The organism is Metabacillus idriensis, from assembly GCF_050483325.1.
Lineage (GTDB): Bacteria > Bacillota > Bacilli > Bacillales > Bacillaceae > Bacillus_P > Bacillus_P idriensis_A.
Map to the genome: position 1 here is coordinate 286432 of NZ_JBCMYF010000008.1, position 17805 is coordinate 304236.

Genomic DNA, 17805 nt, shown 5'->3' on the forward strand with positions numbered 1-17805 from the left:
TACCCTGCATAGTCTTGAATAAAACAAACTGAATAAATGTAAGCGCTTCCTAAATTGTAGCAAGATTCTGTCTTTTCAACAATCAATATACCTCAGGAAACCGAAAGTCATTCATTAAACAAAAAAAGTCCCAGTTAACCTGGAACTCTCCTTAGCCTCCGCTTACCGGGGGAATAAAGGCCACCGTATCTCCATCTTTAATTACATCATCTTGATTGGCAAAGCTTTCATTGACTGCTGTCATCACACTGGTTAATCCTTGGAGACCTTGGTTTTCCTGTACCCACAGTTTTAATTCGCCCACAGTGAGTCCGCTTTTGTCAATTTCCATTGCAGAGGTACCGGCCTCATCCTGCAAATGGGCAAAAAATAAGACTTTAATCATTTTGTTCCACCCTCCTTCTTGGGTTTCCCATCAGGATAGGACGTTTGTTCAAGCTGATCTCCAATCCACATTGTCCCGTCCTCCCAATGTTCTTTTTTCCAGATGGGAACAATCTGCTTGATCCGTTCAATCGCATACTCATTTGCTTCATAAGCTGTTTTCCTGTGCGGGGAAGATACAGCAATGACAACAGCTGTATCTGAAATCTCGAGCTTTCCTATGCGGTGGGTAATGGCTGTTAGGGCATCCGGCCATCGCTGTTTTATTTCATCGCCAATTTGTTCAAGCATTTTAACAGCCATCGGTTCATACGCCTGATATTCTAAATAAAGCGTTCTTTTGCCTTTTGTAAATTCCCTTACTGTCCCGATAAAGACTGTAATGGCTCCAGCTTCTCTTCTTGCCACTTTATTCGTTAGTTCATCAGTCGAAATTGGATTCTTAGTTATCTTAAAAAATTCCTGACTCATGCTGATCCCTCACAATTCCCATGATGTAAAATATGTATTTCTCTTCGTCTTCAATATGATAGATTGGAACTTGAATGTTTAAGTTTTCAATATCAATCCAAGTAATAACGCAGATGATGCTGCTTAATTTTAAGAGAGAAAGATCCTTTTCGTTTTTGATTAATACGACTTTTGGAAACGTTTCTTTTTTATAGCCTTCTATGAATATTGTATCAATCGACAAAGTTTGATAGATTTCCACGAGCTTTGAAAGCGGCCATTTTTGATTGGTTAAATTCAGCTGCAGGAGACCATCCCCTTCAACCCCTGCCAAAACAGCTCCTGCTTTTGAATGGCGATCACTGTCTTTTTCCGGAAGCCTTGGATCTGGTATGCCTCCATGGCCGTGATGTTTAATTGTACCTGTATGATGACCATTTGCTGCAGCTTTATTTATGAGCTTTTCCATCAAAGTCGTTTTTCCAGAATTTTGATGCCCGGTTATTTGTAGGATGGCACAATGTTTTCCCACGGCCATTCACTTCCTTTTTGATCATCCAATAATAATACATCCGTCATCATGCCTGCTTGATAGCCTCTTGTCCCGCCCGGCAGAATAATAAGGGCATTTGCTTCTGCTAAAGAGGAAACTGCACTCGATTTATCAAAGCCTGAAGGAAGTACGGTCAGCCTGCCATCCTCATAATGAAGCTCAGCCCTGACAAACCTTGTAAAAGGATTAGCCTTAGGAAAATCCTTGCCCAAATAGGCTTTTTCTTTTCTAATATGAGGTGATCGGTGAAAATTGTGATGCCGGATGACCGGTCTGACAAACAATTCAAATCCTACAAAACAAGCAGACGGATTCCCTGAAAGGCCCATAAGCAATTTCTGATCCAAAGCAGCAACTGTTGTAACGCTTCCCGGTCTCATCGCAATTTTATTAAAAAGAACATCTGCTCCAAGCCGTTCATAAATGGCCGGCAAATAATCATAATCACCCACAGACACACCGCCTGTAGTAATCAATATATCAACTTGACAGAGGGCCTCTTTAACGGCAACGACGCATTGCTCAAGATTATCACTGAATTTACCGAAATATTTTGCATCTCCTCCTGCCCGTTCGATTTGAGCAAGGATCATATAGGAGTTGCTGTTGCGGATTTTTCCGGGCTGAAGCGGTTCATTTACTTCAAGCAGTTCACTTCCAGTTGCAAGCACTCCGATAACCGGCTTTTTCGCACACGGAACTTCATCATATCCGAACGTTGCAAGCAGTGCGGCAATGCCTGGTGTAATAAAGCTTCCTTCAGCAGCCAATATAGTGCCTTTTTTTGTATCCTCACCCTGAAACGAGATGTTATCACCGCTTTTTAAGGAGCGCTTTAATTCGAATTTTTTTCCTCTTGCATCATCAAGATCTTTTGTTAATTCCAGCATCACAACCGCATCAGATCCTGCTGGTATTTTGGCTCCGGTCATAATTCTTACTGCCTGATTTTGGCCGACTGTTCCTTGAAAGACAGAACCTGCTCCTATTTCTCCGATCACTTCAAAAACTCCCGGATCAGTTCTTGTATTCTGAGCAGTATCTGCAGCACGAACGGCAAATCCATCATAAGGAGACCTGTCAAATGAAGGCACATCATGATCTGCGATTAAATCTTCAGCTAAAAAGCGTCCATATGAGTTTTCAAGCGGCACTGTCTCCACTTGTCCTCTGCTGGCATAGTCCATAACTTTTTGAACCGCTTCAGAAACGCTTATGGGTGTTCTTTTTTCTGCCAATCTACCATCTCCTCTAGTCAATTATCCGCCGATATGAGACATTTCCACTTTATTCTGCCGCCCAGTCTCGCTTGTCCGTTCGTCAGAGTAACGGTCGCTTCGCTTGTACCATATGTCCTGGATGATATCTGTCAGCTCCTTATTGCTTTTACCTGAACGGATCAGTTCTCTGAGATCTGATCCTTTTGAGGCAAAAAGACAGGTATAAAGCTTGCCTTCAGCTGATACCCGGGCACGTGAACAAGTAGAACAAAAAGAATCGGTCACAGATGAGATGATTCCGATCTCTGCAGATTGATCTTGATACTCATACCTCTCAGCGACTTCTCCAGGATAGCTTGGAGCTATCTTAATGATAGGAAAACATTCTTCTATTAAACTCAAAATCTCCCTTTTTGAAACAACATGGTCAAGCTTCCACCCGTTTGAGTTCCCCACATCCATATATTCAATGAATCTGAGGGTATGTCCTTTCGCTTTGAAGTACTCGGCCATTGGAAGTACGTCCTCATCGTTCATCCCTTTTTGAACGACCATATTAATCTTAACCTGTAAGCCCGCTGCAGATGCTGCTTCAATCCCGTCAAGAATCGTTTTTACCTTGCTGCGGCGGCCATTCATTTCGGCAAAACGCTCTTCATTCAAAGAATCCAAACTTATCGTTACTCGTCTTAAACCTGCCTCGAACAGATCGGCTGCAAACGCCTTTAATAGCGATCCATTGGTCGTTAAGCCGATGTCTTCAATTCCATCAACTGTATGAAGCATCCTTATTAACACAGGAAGCTCTCTTCTGAGCAGAGGTTCACCCCCTGTTAAGCGGAGTTTTTTAACACCTAAAGATGAAAATATGACTGCTAATCTCTCAATCTCCTCAAACGACAAGATTTTCTCAGATGACAAGAATGAATAATCCGGTCCAAATATTTCTTCCGGCATACAGTAGCGGCAGCGGAAATTACAACGGTCTGTGACAGAGATTCTTAAATCCCTGAGCGGCCGGTTCCATGAATCCAGTACAGAATTTTTCATACTCCTCGCCTCTCTTTTGTTATGTATTTTACATGCAAGCTTCAGAATATGCGAATTTAATGAAACAATCAGATATCTTGTTTGAGAATGATTCTTTGCGGATGTGTATAGACATTCAAAGAAAACTCTCTAATAAACCCAATGACCGTAATTCCAAGTTCTTCAGCCAGGTTCAATGCTAATTCCGTTGGGGCAGATTTAGATAATACGATCTCACATCCGATTTTAGCTGTTTTCATTAGAATTTCAGAAGAAATTCTTCCGCTGAACACAAGGATTTTATCTTGAACTGAAATGTTGTTTTTTAAACAGTATCCATATATCTTATCCAGGGCATTATGTCTCCCAATGTCCATTCTGCTTAGCATCATGCCATTTTTATCACATAGAGCCGCATTATGCACGCCTCCTGTTTGATGAAAAATTTCGGCCTGACTTTGCATCTCTTTCATAAGGAATAAACAAGTTTCAGGTGTTATTTGCACATGAATGCCGTGCATTTTTTTAGCTGTTCTTGCATCACTGGCAAAAACAAATCCTTGCCGGCTCATCCCGCAGCAGGAAGTGACATAGCGTTTATTTTGAAAATGATGAAAGTATGGATTATCTTTCGCTGTTTTCACATGAACAAATCCTTCTTTTTCCTGCATCCAAAGCTCTTTTATATCACTGCAGCTTTTAATGAATCCTTCTGAGGCAAGGTACCCGATCACCATGTCTTCAATAAATTCAGGTGAACAGACCATAGTAACGAATTCTTCACCATTTACCTTAATGGTTACCGGAAATTCTGTAACGATTGAATCCTCCTCTTTACTCGTATTCCCGTCTGAAATACGGAGGATCTTCCGTTTTATCTCGACTGGTTTCAAAATGGCTGCTCCTTTACCCGTTTTTCACTCATATTTACATTATGATAATCCAACTTCGGTTTTTTTGAAAGCATCAAAACGGAAGGCCTTCCCACATTAAGTGAGAAAGCCCTCTTTGCTTCATCCAGAAAATGGTTTCATATTCTTCCCATAAAAAATTTCATCCATTTCAATTTTTAATCTGTCCGTAATTTCATTTCTCTCATTTTTGCTGAGCTTGTCCTTTGTATAGCCAAATAAATAATTATTCAAATCAAATTCCTTCAGCTTGCATTTTGTATGGAAGATATTCTGTGGGTACACATTCACATCAATCATGTCATATGCGTCCTTCACATTATCCGGTATATAATTTTGAATAGAATTTATATCGTGGTCAATAAAGAGCTTTTCACCGTTTATATCCCTCGTAAACCCTCTTACCCGGTAGTCCATCGTCATAATATCTGTATCAAAAGAATGGATCAAGTAATTGAGTGCTTTCAGCGGTGAGATCTCCCCGCACGTTGACACATCAATATCTGCTCTGAAGGTGCTGATTCCTTCGTTAGGATGGTATTCCGGATATGTATGGACGGTAATATGACTTTTATCAAGCTGCATCACCACTGAATCAGGAAGCGGACCAGGCGATTCTTCGTATGATTCATTAGGTACTTCAACAACCGGTCCCTCGGATACGAGAATGGTCACGCTTGCTCCCTGCGGAACATAATTTTGCTGAGCGACATTCAGCACATGTGCACCGATAATATCCGTAACATTTTTTAAGATCTTCGTTAATCGCTCGGCATTGTACTGCTCATCAATATATTGTATATACGCTTCACGCTCTTCTTTAGTTTTCGTATAACAGATATCATACATATTAAAACTCAGCGATTTAGTAAGATTATTAAATTCATGAAGTTGAATCCTTTGTTCTGATGTAAATTTCAAGGTTTTGTTCTCCCTTCGATTTAGAAAAAATCTCTCTTAAGGTGCTATGATTTTTAATGTCATATTGTTACTATATTACCCACTTTAGATAGGAAGAAACAGAACGTGCTGATTTTAGAAAAACAATTTCCTGAATAGACTGTTCAGATTTTTAATAAAGGCATGGGATTTAGCCAATTCCTTTATCCTTTAACATTCATATAAATAGAGTATATGAATAAAAAAGGAGATCTCCATATGTCAGGAAGAAAGAATAGAAAAAGAAACCCCCGCTGTATTTTCCCAGAGTACAGATGGTGCGGTCCAGGCTGCAGCGGTCCTGGCCTCCCCATAAATGATGTGGATGCCTGCTGTCAAAGGCATGACGTCTGTTTAGACCGCGGGATTTCATCTTGTGAGTGCGATTATGCGTTTATGGAATGTCTTCGTCCAAAAATCAATAATCAAACGCAAAAAGGCAGAAATGCAGCCTTTATGTACAAAGTAATGAAAATAAAAACACTGTTTACATGCGGCCGCTAGAAACCTTCATCCTGTACAAAACAACAATCTTTATCTATTCCATATGCTGTAATTAATAAACTCCATATAAGGATGCGGGGTGTCCTGTATGAAAGAAACTGAAAAAGAGTTAGATATCGTCGGCGCATGGCTTATTGTGGCTGGTACACTCATTAATGCTGCTGGAGAAAGCCTGAATCTGACTGGCCATGAAAAACTTTCTTATAAATTGACCGGCCCGGGCAATGGCATTGAAGCGGCAGGAAATAGCCTTCAGTCAATCGCTAGAGCAGGCCGTCCGGAAAAGAAAGCAAGTGTATTTGGCAGCTTGCTTCAGGCAGCAGGAAATTCAGCAAACGCAGCTTCCAGAGTCTTCCTTCTGAATGACCAAAAGCGGGATGGCCATTATATTGATGTCATAGGCAATGCGGTACAGACACTCGGAGCGGCCGCAGAAGCGCTAGATGCATCTGCCCAGAAAAATCTCACCGAGCATAAACAGCTTACTGCTGGATATCTTTTACTTGCGGGCGGTGCTGCTGTAGATGGGATCAGCGGCATTTATTTTTTAAAGAAGATCCCTGAAAAAGGAAGAGCGCTAAGCTGGTTTGGCGGATATCTTCAGGCTGTCGGCGCGCTGCTTGCAGCTGATGCCATAACGTCGGATAAAACATGATGCTATGGATAAAAAGAGAAGTCATCATTCAAGACTTCTCTTTTCGTTTCCTCTCTTAAAATTACCTGTTGCTTTAGCCAGCAGAAGCTGAATATCTTTTTCCGTTTCTGCTTTCTCTGCATTCGCAATAAATTTAGCTGCAGTCTTCCCTTTCAAAACTTTAATTTGTTTACCGGACCAATAAATAAGAACTGTTTGATTCTTAGTTATGTGATAGCTGAAAATCTCATCATTTAATCTGTTTCTTTTATCAATATTTTTCATTCTTTTATTCTCCCTTCATATTACAATCCTTCCATTCTTTGTTTGAAGATTGGAAGATTGGGTATTTTAAAACTATAAATTCTTTTAAGGAGGGGCAAAGCAGATGAACTGGAAAAAGAAATGCCTGACAGCCGGAATGACGCTTGCTATCATGCTTGGCGGCCTGACCGCATGCGGTGAGGAAGAGCAAGATGAAATGAACGATAATGTTGAAGAAGAAGTCGAAGAAGAAACAGACGGCGATATCATAGATGAAGATAATCAGGAAATGGAGGAAGAGGGACAATGATGTCCCTCTCTTTTTAAATATGCGCTTCGATGTCTGGCTCCATCGCCCAACTCCTCAGCCATAACGAGCCCTTGCTTTTCTTATTGATCTCGTTCAATGGTCAAGTCAGAGTGTCTCTTTTGCATTTGGGCTGCTTTTTTCCGGTTTTCCGCTGATTCAAAAATGATATCAAAGTCATAATCTTTCGGATAAAGCTCATCAGCTGAAATATGAAGCTGAATTCGTTTATGGTTAATGGATTGTTTGGTCCCTTTTACAAAGACCGTGTAGTTTCCGCTTTTATCTGGCCCGCTGTATACAATTCCGTGCTCATTTGTTGCTTTTATTAGAACATTGTCTCCCTTCATAAAAATCTGTACTTCTGCATCTTTTGCTTTTGTCTGCTTTTTATTGTAGCGATTGACGGAAATTTGTTTATCCAGTTCTTTTTTTTCATAAAGATCATACTGTTCTTTCCCGTACTTTCTTGTTTCTTTATACGTGATGGCATGAGCTTTTTCAATTAATTCAGGATGCATGCCTAGACGGAGCGCAATGGAAAACGCCTGACTCTCCCCGCCTACACCTATCTTAAGTTTATAGGTCGGCTGAAGTGTCTCTATATCAAAATCCATCGCTCCATTTATGAACCCTTCTTCTTTTTCAGCAAAGTCCTTTATTTCACTGTAATGTGTCGTGGCAAGCAAGGTAGCACCTTTTTGATGAATTTTTTGAAGAATGACACTTGCAAGCCCCATTCCCTCTCCAGGATCTGTTCCTGATCCTAACTCATCAAGCAATACAAGGCTATATTCATTTGTTTTCTTTAAAATTGAAATAATATTCGTCATATGTGAACTGAACGTGCTTAAGTTTTGTTCAATACTTTGCCCATCACCGATATCAAGCAGAATCTGCTGATATATGCCAATTGAGCTTTCCTCATCAGCGGGGATGTGAAACCCGGACTGTGCCATTAATACAAGAAGACCTACTGTTTTTAAGACAACTGTTTTCCCGCCAGTATTAGGACCAGTAATGACGAGGGACTGAAAATCTTTCCCTATTTCAAAAGACAGAGGAACGGCTTTGTTTCCTAAAAGCGGATGCCTTGCATTTTTCAGGCTGATCATTTTCTGCTCATGAACAGCTGGCGACCTGCCGTCAATCATGCGGCTGAATTTTGCTTTTGCAAATAATACGTCGTAATGCACCATCACTTCGATTGATTGAAGAAGGTGTTTTTCGTGAGACTCTGCCAGGCCGGTTAAATAACTTAAAATCTTTTCGGACTCCAGTTCTTCTTGTGACAATAATAGATTGATCTGATCCTGAATGGCAGCTGCATCTACAGGTTCAATATAAAGTGTTGACCCTGATGCTGAAGCATCCAGGACCGTTCCTCTAATTTTACCTTTATATTCTCTTTTCACAGATACACACAAGCGCCCGCCGCGTTCACTTACAATAGCATCCTGCAAGTAGCTCTTATATTTAGGAGACTTCACAATGGAGTTCAGTTTTTCTTTCAAACGGTCATTGGCAATGGCCAGCTGTTTTCTTACTTTAGACAGCTCTTTTCCCGCCATGTCGTCAACTCTCCCGTTTCGGATGCACCTTGTGATCTCTGCAGCAATCTCAGGAAGCTCTTCAATTCCATGTACATATGAGGATACACGGGGTGCAAGCATTACTTTATCTTTCATGAAACGTTTCATTTTCAACCCGTCTTCTATAAATGACAGCAGCTGTGAAAAGTGATGCGGTCTTAAGGCAACACCTTTATTAAACTGCTTTACTATGATTTCAATGCCCTCAAGACCTGAAATAGGAACACTTGAACTTTTCCCGAGAATGGCTGCAGCCTCGTCTGTTTCTGACAAAAGTGCCTGAATCTGTTTAACATTAGACAGCGGCATAATACCCAGTACCCTCTGCTTGCCTGAATCTGTCATCGTATAAGTGCTGATAGTTTCTTTTATAGTAAGGTAATCTAATACGTTCATTGTATGATTGTTCATCTAAATAATCCTCCTTTAATAACGAAAAAAGCCGCAATGAACAAACGTTCATTGCGGCTGAAATGGTCTATAGAGCGCTTTTTCTCCATACTGCTCTCATCCTTTTTTTGGACAAATAAAAAACTGTGCATAAAAACACAGCTGAGCAGGCACCTCTCATATGCTATGATTTGTTCTTAACTCATCAATCTGCGCATAGTTGAATAAGCATTGCAAAATCTGTTGTTTTGCACGCGGAGCACAGTGATGACCGTATGAAATTACGGATTAGTTAAGAACGGCACCTAACATATAACAAAACCCCTTTTTTAAGGATGATTGTATAGAGAATTGAAAAGCTTACTTCAAATTTACTTCACTTTCCTTGTCTTGTCAAACCCCAATTAAAAAGTGCCATTTGAATTATAAGCCTTCTTATTATAAGATGAACTACATCAAATATGATTTGATTATTCATATTTATCCATCAATTTCAGGAGGTGCTGATATGGAATTTACCCTAAGTCCCTTAGGAGATGCCGCTATTATTATTGAACTTGGAAAAATGATTGAACAAAACACTCATGAAAACGTTCAGCATGTTTTCTCCTATTTTGACAAGCATTCCCCAGACTGGCTGATTGAATGTATTCCTGCCTTTACGACGGTGACGCTTATTTATGATCCATTAAAAGTAAAAGCAAACAGAAGTCATCAGCAATCCTATCCTTATCAGATTGTTTCAGAATACATAACAGAAACGATGAAAACGCTGGATAAATCACAATCTGAGGTTGGAAGAACCGTTCTGATTCCTGTTTGCTACGGCGGAGAGCTTGGTCCGGATCTGGAATTTGTAGCAGAGCATAACAAGTTATCGCCCGAAGAGGTCATAAGCACTCATTCAGGCAGTGAATATTTAGTGTATATGATCGGCTTCGCCCCCGGCTTTCCATACATCGGGGGAATGCCTGATAAGATTGCAGCTCCAAGAAGAAGTTCGCCGAGATTAAAAATTCCCGCTGGATCAGTAGGAATTGCAGGCAGTCAGACAGGGATCTACCCGATTGAGACTCCTGGCGGGTGGCAGTTAATAGGACAGACTCCATTAAAGCTTTTTCAGGCTGACAGGAAATCTCCAAGTCTATTAAAAGCCGGTGATGTGATTAGGTTCAAACCGATCTCATATGATCAATTTCTTGAAGAAAAGGAGAACATGATATGACGATAAAAGTCAATAAGTCAGGCCTTCTAACATCCATTCAAGATCTTGGCAGATATGGTTCTCAACAGTACGGAGTGATCGCAAGCGGTGCAATGGATACCCTCTCCCACAGAATCGCAAATATGCTTGTAGGAAATTCAGAAAACGAGGCAGCCATTGAGATGACAATGCTTGGATCACACTTTGAATTTCAGTCGGATTCCTTAATATCTATTTGCGGCGGAGACTTATCTCCCATTCTTAATGACAGGCCTGCAAAAATGTGGAGGCCATTAATTGTGAAAAAAGGAGGCCTGCTTAAATTTGGCGGAGCGAAAAAAGGATGCAGAGCCTATCTTGCCGTCGCAGGCGGAATTGGCGTTCCTGAGGTGATGGGAAGCAAATCAACCTATTTAAGAGCAGGAATTGGCGGATATGAAGGAAGAGCCATCGAGAATGGGGATATACTATCTATTGGAGAGATGTCTGCACAGTCCATTAAACTGCATGAAAGTCTTCTTGACTCAGCTCCTCATTCAGAAATTGAATGGTCAGCATCTCCGGAATTTATTCCTTTTCTGCGAGAAGACGACTTCGTGCGTGTTATAAAAGGTCGTCAATTTGATGACTTTTCAGAGGAAAGCAAATCCATGATTTTCACTGAATCGTATAAAATTACACCAAATTCAGACCGTATGGGTTATCGGATGGACGGCCCGCTGCTTTCATTAGAAGAAAAAACAGAAATGATATCCGAAGCTGTCAGCTTTGGAACGATCCAAGTGCCTGCGGACGGCAACCCAATTATCCTGCTGGCTGACAGACAAACTACAGGCGGTTATCCAAAAATCGCACAGGTCGCCTCTGTTGATTTGCCCTACCTTGCCCAATATAAGCCAGGTCAAGTTGTTCGTTTCAAGGAAATATCGCTTGAAGAAGCTCAGGAGCTGCTGTTAGACATAGAAAGAAGGCTGCAGCTTTTTAAACAGGGCTTAATGCTGAAATTGAATTAGGGAGCTAAAAAGACATGAATAAGGTTGATTTAAACTGTGATATGGGAGAAAGCTTTGGTGCTTATGTAATGGGAAACGATGAAGACATATTGAATTTTGTTTCTTCAGCAAATATTGCCTGCGGTTTTCATGCCGGCGATCCTTCTACTATGAGAAAAACAGTTAAACTTGCGATTGAAAAAGGCGTTGGAATCGGGGCCCACCCCGGTTTCCATGACTTAACCGGATTTGGAAGAAGAAATATGGATCTCACACCAAGAGAAGTGTATGATCTTGTTGTCTATCAAATCGGAGCTTTGTCAGGATTTGCGTCCTCTGAAGGTGGTTCTGTTCAGCATGTAAAACCGCATGGCGCCCTTTATAATATGGCCTCAGTCAACAGTCAAATATCAGAAGCCATTGCTGAAGCTGTCTACAAAGTTGACTCGAATTTCATTTTATTCGGACTTGCCGGCAGTGAGTTAATTAAAGCTGGGGAGAAGCTGGGATTAAAAACAGCAAATGAAGTTTTTTCTGACAGAACCTATCAGGACAATGGCACGTTAACCGCAAGGCGAGACCCACACGCTTTGATTGAGGATCAAGAAACGGCTGTAGCACAAGTCATACGAATGGTGAAAGATGGGATGGTCACATCCCTTTCAGGAAAAAACGTGTCCATTAAAGCAGATACCATCTGCATACACGGCGACGGGACTCACGCTCTTCAATTTGCTAAATACATATCAGTTGCCCTGCAGCATGCAGGAATAAGCATTGAAAAAGCAGGAAGTGTTCATGTTTAACAAAATTCAGGAGGTCTCATCATGAAAAAACAATCAAATTTCAGCCTGCTGCTTGGCGCAGCCTTTTTGATGGCAACTTCAGCCATCGGTCCTGGATTTTTAACCCAAACCACACATTTTACACAGCTTTTAGCTGCAAGTTTCGGGTTTGTCATTCTTATGTCCATTCTCATAGATATTGGAGCACAACTAAACATCTGGCGAATTATTGCTGTATCTGAAAAACCCGCACAAGATATTGCTAACGCTGTACTTCCTGGTCTTGGGTATTTCCTGTCTGTCTTAATCGTTCTCGGAGGTCTTGCTTTTAATATAGGAAATATAGGCGGTGCAGGTCTTGGAACAAATGTGATCTTTGGTGTTTCCCCTCAGCTTGGCGCACTTTTAAGCGGGATTGTTGCAATTGGAATCTTCTTAGTGCGTGAAGCTGGAAAAGTTATGGACCGTTTTGCTCAAATTATGGGTTTTGTCATGATTGCATTAACCATTTATGTCATGTTTTCTGCACAGCCGCCCATTGGTGAAGCCGCTGTTAAAACAGTGATTCCTGACAAGATTGATTTTCTTGCCATCGTCACTCTTGTTGGAGGTACAGTTGGAGGATATATTACATTTGCTGGAGGTCACAGATTACTTGAAGCGGGAATTAAAGGAAAAGCCGCTTTGCCTCAAGTGACAAAGAGCTCAATTTCAGCGATTGGCATTGCTTCCATCATGCGGATTTTCTTATTTTTAGCTGCACTTGGAATTGTCTCTCAAGGACTGCAGCTGGATCCTGCAAATCCGCCTGCATCTGTTTTCAAGCATGCAGCTGGAAACGTCGGATATAAAATGTTTGGTATCATCATGTGGGCTGCTGCCGTTACTTCTGTTGTTGGAGCTGCCTATACATCCGTTTCCTTTATCCGAACGTTCAGCCCTTCGATAGAGAAATATCATAAATGGTTCATCGTTGGATTTATCGCTGTTTCAACAGCTGTGTTTGTATCGATTGGACAACCTGTGAAAATTCTGATTTTGGCCGGATCCCTAAATGGACTCATCCTGCCGATTGCACTTGGAGTTATGCTGATTGCCGCACATAAAGTTAAAATCGTAGGCGATTATAAGCATCCAATGTGGATGACAATCTTTGGAGTCTTTATCGTCATTGCCATGGCAATTATGGGCGGATATTCTTTAATTAATGGTCTGCCGCAATTATTTAAGTAAGATTTATCAAAAGTATGTAAACCTTTTAAAAAGGTTAAGATCTGATTACTAAAACTGCATCTTTTTATAAAAGGAAGTAATACCGTTTTGCGGAAAAACTAGGGAAATAGCATATTAATTAGCATATCAATTTACATTATAATTGGTATGCTTTTTTCATTTGTACAACAATTTTCATAAAGAAGTCCATTTAAAACAAGCAGAATAAGGAGCATCTGAAAATTACAAGGACTGTTTTCATCGTGTGATTTTAAATGCTAATTCAATTGTTAATTGGAGGCGATCCGATAAAAGCCGTATTAAGAATATCGAGTAAATCCTAAATCTCTGCGATAATATGGATTTATAAAGGAGGGAAATGAATGGTACAAGAATTCAATACTTTAATGGATTACATTGAAAAACATTTAGCGGAAGAAATCTCTGGAAAAGATATCTCGAAAATTGCAGGACTTTCTGATTATCATTTTAAAAGAATGTTTTCGTATATGGCTGGAATGTCACTGAATGAGTATATCAAAAATAGGAGATCGGTTGCGAATGTTGAGTTAATTAACGGAGCAAAAGTAACAGATATAGCCTATAAATATGGCTATCAATCAATAGAAGGATTTTCAAGAGCCTTTCGTGATTGGAGTGGTTTTTTACCCTCTGAAGTAACTAAAAATAAAATTCAAAAATCATTTCCCAAATTTTCATTTTATGTAGATATAAAAGGAGGCAAATCTATGGAATTCAAAATTGAAAAGAAAGAGAAATTTAATATAGTAGGTGTTTCGAAAAGAGTACCCATTCAGTTCGAAGGTGAAAATAAAGCGATCATAGAGTTAGCCCATTCCATTACTGATCAACAAAGAAATGAAATGCATCAATTAGCTGATTTATATCCTCATCAAGTTTTGAATGTTTCTTTTGATTTTGATGAAGGATACCTGGAGGAAAAGGGATGTTTAACTCATATGATTGGTTTTGCCACTACAAAAGAAAATCCGTTCGATCATTTAGAACAAATTAGCCTTCAAGAAAGTTTATGGGCAATTTTTCCTAATCAAGGATCGTTTTCTGCTGCACTTCAAGAAACTACCGCAAAAATTTATTCAGAATGGCTGCCTTCTTCAGATTATGAACTAGCAGAACTGCCTGGAATCTCTTTTACAAAGTATAATGGTACATCAGAAAATGTATATAGTGAAGTTTGGATGGCAGTAAAGAAAAAAGATAGCGACAAACTTGGATGACTAATATATTTACTGAAATATTTTCCTGAAAATCTCACATTCATTCAAAAAGGCCGGGGTTCTATTCATTTTGACCCCAACCTTTTTTGTATCCTGATTTATGCTTCTAATAACATAGGTTAATCTAACGGAACTACTTAATATATATGAGCGCTTATTTTATTTCATTTATCCTGTACGACAATATACGTTGCTTTTATTGGTCCATGAACACCAACGATCAGATTAAGTTCTATATCGGCACTATTGCTTGGTCCTGTAATAAAGTCAACACATGACGATAAATGGCTGCCCTTTTTAATTTGGCTGCTTATGTGTTCTGCAGCTTGAGTCAAACGAGGCACGATCGTGCTTTTAGGAATGATGCAAAGACAGGTTTTAGGAAGCAGATTAATGGACCTTCCTTTGTTTTTATCACTGAACACTACAACGGTTCCTGATTCAGCTAGGGTCATGTCACTGAATATGATTCCGATATCGGATTTTTCCGCGGCTTCAATATTTTTCCCTTTTAAAAGGGGATCCCATTCGTGAATATGAATGCCAGCCATTGGCCATGCTTTAGTAATTTCATTATCTAAAGCAAATTCTTTAAAGCGTTTGTCTTTAGCAATGATCGCTGATTTCACTTCATACTCCTCAAAAACATGCATCACTTTATCAGAAAGCTGAGCAGCAGTTGTTTCGATAAATTGTGTATGAATTAACAGGCACTGCTTTTTTAGAACCTCCACCAGCTCATCTGCATTCGCATATTTTAATACTTCCCATTGAGGGGAGATCGGCCAGTCAGGTTTAGTAACGGCTTTTCTTCTCCCCCGGCCGAGTTTTGCAGCAACCGTTTCAAGAAAAAGATCACGATTTTGTATGCTGCCTTTTATCATTTCTGCGCTCCTCCCTTCCATTCATCCAGTCTCTGAATCTCTCTTTACTTGGAGCAGGAAAGTCCCGTACATCTGTCCATGGCTTGATTGGACCCGGTCCTTTTTTTATGCTTCCTGAACTTGTAAATGGCGACATTACCGCTGATGCTGATTTTGTACCAGCCCCGTATAAATTTGGCGAGCTTGCGGCCAGCTGATAGCCTTTCATCGCAAGTTTTTCTCCAAATGTTGATTTCCCTTCATCTTCAACAATTTTCCGGCGGTGTTTTATTAATAGTTCATGCAAAGGTATTTTCACAGGACAGGCATCTGTACACGCCGCACATAGTGATGATGCATACGGAAGCTCTTTGTAATCTTCATAGCCCCCAAGCAATGGCGAAAGGACGGCACCAATCGGACCCGCATAAATCGACCCGTAGGAATGACCTCCAATGTGCCGGTAAACAGGACATACATTTACACATGCTGCACACCGGATGCAATGAAGTGCACTTTGAAACTCAGTGCCTAATATATTCGAACGCCCATTGTCTACGATAACGAGATGAAATTCTTCTGGACCGTCTGCATCCCCATCGTCTTTTGGACCCGTTAATCCTGTGATGTAGCTCGTTAACTTTTGTCCTACTGCGCTTCTGCACAGCAAACTGACTAATACATCCAGCTCTTCCCAAGTAGGAACGATGCGCTCCATCCCCATCACCGTAATTTGGGTTTTCGGCAAGGCTGTTACAAGGCCTGCATTTCCTTCATTCGTGACCAAACTGATTGAACCGGATTCAGCTACAGCAAAATTGCATCCTGTGATTCCAAGGTCTGCACTCAGGAAATCCTTGCGAAGCTGCTCCCTCGCAAATAAGGCGAGCTCTTCAGGCATTTCAGATTTGTCGTAACCGCGTTTTTCTTTAAATGTGTCACGTATTTGTTCTTTGTTTTTATGGAGAGCAGGAACGACTATATGTGAAGGCGGATCATGATCATCAAGCTGAAGAATATACTCCCCGAGATCTGTCTCAATTACTTCACAGCCTGCTTTTTCTAAAGCATCATTTAAATGAATTTCTTCTGTTACCATCGACTTTGATTTAACGACTTTTTTTGCTTGTTTTTGAACCGCAATATCTGATATGTATTTGTTGGCTTCTTCTTTTGTTGAGGCAAAAAAGACATGGCCTCCCCGTTTTGTTACATTTTCACTCAACTGTTCCAAATAATAATCTAGATTTTCCATCGTATGGGTGCGGATTTCTTCCCCGAGTTTCCGCCACTCTTCCCAATTGCCAAGCTCTTCCGCTGCCTGCAGGCGCCTTCCCTGCATTCGTTCTTGTGCAGAAGCAACAGCATTTCTCATAAACGGGTTATTTACCCCTTTTTCGACCCTATCGAAAAAAGCTTCATTTCCTATTTTCATTGGCATGTCATTTCACCCCGCTATTCAGCACTTCTGCAATATGCATCACTTTAATCGGAATTCCTTTACGGTTGATTCTGCCGCCAATGTTCATCAAGCACCCGCAGTCTGCCCCTATTAAAAGTTCGGCATCCGTATCTTGAATATGCTTTACCTTTTCATCTACCATCTGCTCTGAAATCGGGACCATTTTAACAGAAAACGTTCCGCCGAATCCGCAGCAATCATGACTGTTCGGCAGCGGCGTTACGTTTAAACCGCTTACATTTCGAAGCAATGTTTCAGGTGCATCCTTTACCCCGAGCAGTCTCGTCATATGACAGGATTTATGATACGTTGCATGGGCAGACAGAGCTGCATTTACATGTTCAACTTTCAATACTTCTACTAAAAATTGGGTAAGCTCATAAGATTTTTCAGCAAGCTGACGAGCTTTTTCTCTCCATTCAGGATCATTTGCAAACAGTTCCTCATATTCATGCAGCATAGCCACACAAGAACCTGATGGCCCTACAACATAATCAGATTGTTCAAATACCTTGATCATATGTTTTGCCACTTCTCTCGTTTCTTTGTGATACCCGCTATTATAGGCAGGCTGTCCGCAGCAGGTCTGGGATTTAGGAAAATCAACTTCACAGCCCAGCTTTTCAAGCAGTTCCACCGTGCTTTTCCCGACATTTGAATAAAAAACATCTGCTAAACAAGTGATGAACAGGGAAACTTTCACAAATTCTCCTCCTCTTATCAAAATATTCTTACTTTTTATTATACACTATTTTTCAGCCTTTTTTTGTGAGTCTCCTATTTTGAAAATTAATGGCTTTTTTCGCATAGATAGTTGTTTTTGATTATAGATGTTGTCCGTTCCTTTCCGC

20 protein-coding genes are annotated in these 17805 nt (G+C 40.5%); 8 read left to right on the forward strand and 12 right to left on the reverse strand.

The window, feature by feature from the left end:
- Positions 1-151: 151 nt before the first annotated feature.
- From moaD to speD, 7 genes are all read right to left on the reverse strand, one after another.
- Entirely contained in the window at positions 152-385 is a 234-nt protein-coding gene (gene moaD / locus ABEQ24_RS06290; protein WP_430005963.1) for a molybdopterin converting factor subunit 1, read from the reverse strand.
- Positions 382-855 (reverse strand): molybdenum cofactor biosynthesis protein MoaE, encoded by a 474-nt coding sequence (locus ABEQ24_RS06295; RefSeq protein ID WP_430005964.1) that lies wholly within the window; start codon positions 853-855, stop codon positions 382-384. Before ABEQ24_RS06295 ends, moaD begins: the two co-directional genes overlap by 4 nt.
- Positions 836-1303: a molybdopterin-guanine dinucleotide biosynthesis protein MobB gene (locus tag ABEQ24_RS06300; protein ID WP_430005965.1), complete on the reverse strand. Its 468-nt coding sequence runs from the start codon at positions 1301-1303 to the stop codon at positions 836-838. Before ABEQ24_RS06300 ends, ABEQ24_RS06295 begins: the two co-directional genes overlap by 20 nt.
- 32 nt (positions 1304-1335) lie before the next feature.
- Positions 1336-2625, reverse strand: a complete 1290-nt coding sequence (locus ABEQ24_RS06305) for a molybdopterin molybdotransferase MoeA (protein ID WP_430005966.1) — start codon at positions 2623-2625, stop codon at positions 1336-1338.
- A 21-nt stretch (positions 2626-2646) separates the two neighbouring features.
- Positions 2647-3657 (reverse strand): GTP 3',8-cyclase MoaA, encoded by a 1011-nt coding sequence (gene moaA / locus ABEQ24_RS06310; protein WP_430005967.1) that lies wholly within the window; start codon positions 3655-3657, stop codon positions 2647-2649.
- Positions 3658-3725: 68 nt separating this feature from the next.
- On the reverse strand, positions 3726-4529 hold the full coding sequence (gene fdhD, locus ABEQ24_RS06315) for a formate dehydrogenase accessory sulfurtransferase FdhD (RefSeq protein ID WP_430005968.1): 804 nt from the start codon (positions 4527-4529) through the stop codon (positions 3726-3728).
- Between the two features lie 120 nt (positions 4530-4649).
- On the reverse strand, positions 4650-5468 hold the full coding sequence (gene speD, locus ABEQ24_RS06320) for an adenosylmethionine decarboxylase (protein WP_430005969.1): 819 nt from the start codon (positions 5466-5468) through the stop codon (positions 4650-4652).
- A gap of 237 nt (positions 5469-5705) precedes the next feature.
- Here speD and ABEQ24_RS06325 point away from each other — a divergent pair, with 237 nt between their 5' ends.
- Both ABEQ24_RS06325 and ABEQ24_RS06330 read left to right on the forward strand, forming a co-directional pair.
- The gene (locus ABEQ24_RS06325; protein WP_430005970.1) at positions 5706-5990 is read left to right on the forward strand and encodes a phospholipase; all 285 of its coding nucleotides are present in this window, start codon (positions 5706-5708) and stop codon (positions 5988-5990) included.
- Positions 5991-6078: 88 nt separating this feature from the next.
- Positions 6079-6645 (forward strand): DUF6944 family repetitive protein, encoded by a 567-nt coding sequence (locus ABEQ24_RS06330; protein ID WP_430005971.1) that lies wholly within the window; start codon positions 6079-6081, stop codon positions 6643-6645.
- A 24-nt stretch (positions 6646-6669) separates the two neighbouring features.
- Here ABEQ24_RS06330 and ABEQ24_RS06335 read toward each other — a convergent pair whose 3' ends face one another.
- Complete coding sequence (locus ABEQ24_RS06335) at positions 6670-6909, reverse strand: hypothetical protein (RefSeq protein ID WP_430005972.1); 240 nt, start codon at positions 6907-6909, stop codon at positions 6670-6672.
- 103 nt (positions 6910-7012) lie between these two features.
- Here ABEQ24_RS06335 and ABEQ24_RS06340 point away from each other — a divergent pair, with 103 nt between their 5' ends.
- Positions 7013-7198 (forward strand): hypothetical protein, encoded by a 186-nt coding sequence (locus ABEQ24_RS06340; RefSeq protein ID WP_430005973.1) that lies wholly within the window; start codon positions 7013-7015, stop codon positions 7196-7198.
- An 80-nt stretch (positions 7199-7278) separates the two neighbouring features.
- Here ABEQ24_RS06340 and ABEQ24_RS06345 read toward each other — a convergent pair whose 3' ends face one another.
- Positions 7279-9198, reverse strand: coding sequence for an endonuclease MutS2 (locus ABEQ24_RS06345; RefSeq protein ID WP_430005974.1), 1920 nt, complete (start codon positions 9196-9198; stop codon positions 7279-7281).
- 487 nt (positions 9199-9685) lie between these two features.
- On the opposite strand from ABEQ24_RS06345, the gene pxpB reads away from it, so the two are divergent.
- The 5 genes from pxpB (at position 9686) to ABEQ24_RS06370 (ending at position 14629) form a co-directional block, all read left to right on the forward strand.
- Positions 9686-10402, forward strand: coding sequence for a 5-oxoprolinase subunit PxpB (gene pxpB, locus ABEQ24_RS06350; RefSeq protein ID WP_430005975.1), 717 nt, complete (start codon positions 9686-9688; stop codon positions 10400-10402).
- Positions 10399-11394, forward strand: a complete 996-nt coding sequence (locus ABEQ24_RS06355) for a biotin-dependent carboxyltransferase family protein (RefSeq protein WP_430005976.1) — start codon at positions 10399-10401, stop codon at positions 11392-11394. Before pxpB ends, ABEQ24_RS06355 begins: the two co-directional genes overlap by 4 nt.
- 14 nt (positions 11395-11408) lie before the next feature.
- Entirely contained in the window at positions 11409-12179 is a 771-nt protein-coding gene (locus tag ABEQ24_RS06360; protein ID WP_430005977.1) for a LamB/YcsF family protein, read from the forward strand.
- 21 nt (positions 12180-12200) lie between these two features.
- Positions 12201-13391, forward strand: coding sequence for an NRAMP family divalent metal transporter (locus ABEQ24_RS06365; RefSeq protein WP_430005978.1), 1191 nt, complete (start codon positions 12201-12203; stop codon positions 13389-13391).
- Between the two features lie 362 nt (positions 13392-13753).
- A complete protein-coding gene (locus ABEQ24_RS06370) occupies positions 13754-14629 on the forward strand; it encodes an AraC family transcriptional regulator (protein WP_430005979.1) in 876 nt (291 codons plus the stop codon).
- A 164-nt stretch (positions 14630-14793) separates the two neighbouring features.
- On the opposite strand, the gene ABEQ24_RS06375 is transcribed toward ABEQ24_RS06370, so the two are convergent.
- The 3 genes from ABEQ24_RS06375 to ABEQ24_RS06385 are packed head-to-tail and all read right to left on the reverse strand — an operon-like array spanning position 14794 to position 17657.
- Positions 14794-15513: a LutC/YkgG family protein gene (locus ABEQ24_RS06375; protein WP_430005980.1), complete on the reverse strand. Its 720-nt coding sequence runs from the start codon at positions 15511-15513 to the stop codon at positions 14794-14796.
- On the reverse strand, positions 15485-16933 hold the full coding sequence (locus tag ABEQ24_RS06380) for a LutB/LldF family L-lactate oxidation iron-sulfur protein (protein ID WP_430005981.1): 1449 nt from the start codon (positions 16931-16933) through the stop codon (positions 15485-15487). The genes ABEQ24_RS06375 and ABEQ24_RS06380 overlap by 29 nt, the downstream gene beginning before the upstream one ends.
- A gap of 1 nt (position 16934) precedes the next feature.
- Entirely contained in the window at positions 16935-17657 is a 723-nt protein-coding gene (locus ABEQ24_RS06385) for a (Fe-S)-binding protein (protein ID WP_430005982.1), read from the reverse strand.
- Between the last annotated feature and the right edge of the window lie 148 nt (positions 17658-17805).

Coding starts and splice junctions, on each gene's coding strand:
- moaD (WP_430005963.1), bottom strand. CDS start 385: ATGATTAAAGTCTTATTTTTTGCCCATTTGCAGGATGAGGCCGGTACC.
- ABEQ24_RS06295 (WP_430005964.1), bottom strand. CDS start 855: ATGAGTCAGGAATTTTTTAAGATAACTAAGAATCCAATTTCGACTGAT.
- ABEQ24_RS06300 (WP_430005965.1), bottom strand. CDS start 1,303: ATGGAAAAGCTCATAAATAAAGCTGCAGCAAATGGTCATCATACAGGT.
- moaA (WP_430005967.1), bottom strand. CDS start 3,657: ATGAAAAATTCTGTACTGGATTCATGGAACCGGCCGCTCAGGGATTTA.
- ABEQ24_RS06325 (WP_430005970.1), top strand. CDS start 5,706: ATGTCAGGAAGAAAGAATAGAAAAAGAAACCCCCGCTGTATTTTCCCA.
- ABEQ24_RS06330 (WP_430005971.1), top strand. CDS start 6,079: ATGAAAGAAACTGAAAAAGAGTTAGATATCGTCGGCGCATGGCTTATT.
- ABEQ24_RS06335 (WP_430005972.1), bottom strand. CDS start 6,909: ATGAAAAATATTGATAAAAGAAACAGATTAAATGATGAGATTTTCAGC.
- ABEQ24_RS06340 (WP_430005973.1), top strand. CDS start 7,013: ATGAACTGGAAAAAGAAATGCCTGACAGCCGGAATGACGCTTGCTATC.
- ABEQ24_RS06345 (WP_430005974.1), bottom strand. CDS start 9,198: ATGAACAATCATACAATGAACGTATTAGATTACCTTACTATAAAAGAA.
- pxpB (WP_430005975.1), top strand. CDS start 9,686: ATGGAATTTACCCTAAGTCCCTTAGGAGATGCCGCTATTATTATTGAA.
- ABEQ24_RS06355 (WP_430005976.1), top strand. CDS start 10,399: ATGACGATAAAAGTCAATAAGTCAGGCCTTCTAACATCCATTCAAGAT.
- ABEQ24_RS06360 (WP_430005977.1), top strand. CDS start 11,409: ATGAATAAGGTTGATTTAAACTGTGATATGGGAGAAAGCTTTGGTGCT.
- ABEQ24_RS06365 (WP_430005978.1), top strand. CDS start 12,201: ATGAAAAAACAATCAAATTTCAGCCTGCTGCTTGGCGCAGCCTTTTTG.
- ABEQ24_RS06370 (WP_430005979.1), top strand. CDS start 13,754: ATGGTACAAGAATTCAATACTTTAATGGATTACATTGAAAAACATTTA.
- ABEQ24_RS06375 (WP_430005980.1), bottom strand. CDS start 15,513: ATGATAAAAGGCAGCATACAAAATCGTGATCTTTTTCTTGAAACGGTT.
- ABEQ24_RS06380 (WP_430005981.1), bottom strand. CDS start 16,933: ATGCCAATGAAAATAGGAAATGAAGCTTTTTTCGATAGGGTCGAAAAA.